Here is a 576-nt window from a genome sequence, read left to right as displayed (position 1 = left end):
TGATGGCAGAGAGGTCACACCCGTTCCCATACCGAACACGGAAGTTAAGCTCTCTAGCGCCGATGGTAGTTGGGACCTTGTCCCTGTGAGAGTAGGACGTTGCCAGGCAAATGGAGGATTAGCTCAGCTGGGAGAGCACCTGCCTTACAAGCAGGGGGTCGGCGGTTCGATCCCGTCATCCTCCACCATTTAGCCGACTTAGCTCAATTGGTAGAGCAACTGACTTGTAATCAGTAGGTTGGGGGTTCAAGTCCTCTAGTCGGCACCAGAAATCATGGCGGTTGTGGCGAAGTGGTTAACGCACCGGATTGTGGCTCCGGCATTCGTGGGTTCGATTCCCATCAGTCGCCCCATTTTTCTTAAATAAATTAATATGCGGGTGTGGCGGAATTGGCAGACGCACCAGACTTAGGATCTGGCGCCTTTGGCGTGGGGGTTCGACTCCCTTCACCCGCACTTTTAATTAAATAACTCATACATGTCTTGCGGAAGTAGTTCAGTGGTAGAATACAACCTTGCCAAGGTTGGGGTCGCGGGTTCGAATCCCGTCTTCCGCTCCAATTTTCAATATGACAT

Annotated in this window: 5 tRNA genes and 1 rRNA gene; all 6 read left to right on the top strand. The window is 51.9% G+C overall.

Going from position 1 to position 576, the window contains the following annotated elements:
• Nucleotides 1–108: ribosomal RNA gene (gene rrf / locus MR070_RS26850) — 5S ribosomal RNA — on the top strand; the annotation flags it as partial.
• Between the two features lie 4 nt (nucleotides 109–112).
• Nucleotides 113–188, top strand: a tRNA-Val gene (locus MR070_RS26845).
• Nucleotides 189–192: 4 nt separating this feature from the next.
• Nucleotides 193–268, top strand: a tRNA-Thr gene (locus MR070_RS26840).
• 9 nt (nucleotides 269–277) lie between these two features.
• A tRNA-His gene (locus MR070_RS26835) sits at nucleotides 278–353 on the top strand.
• A gap of 22 nt (nucleotides 354–375) precedes the next feature.
• Nucleotides 376–456, top strand: a tRNA-Leu gene (locus MR070_RS26830).
• Between the two features lie 29 nt (nucleotides 457–485).
• Nucleotides 486–560 (top strand) — tRNA-Gly (locus MR070_RS26825).
• The last annotated feature ends 16 nt before the right edge of the window (nucleotides 561–576 follow it).

Origin of the sequence: Bacillus cereus group sp. BfR-BA-01453, from assembly GCF_022662915.1 — a bacterium.
In the GTDB taxonomy this organism is placed as follows: Bacteria; Bacillota; Bacilli; order Bacillales; family Bacillaceae_G; genus Bacillus_A; species Bacillus_A paranthracis.
Note: the sequence above shows the minus strand (reverse complement) of the source record. Positions and strands in the feature narration are given on the sequence as shown.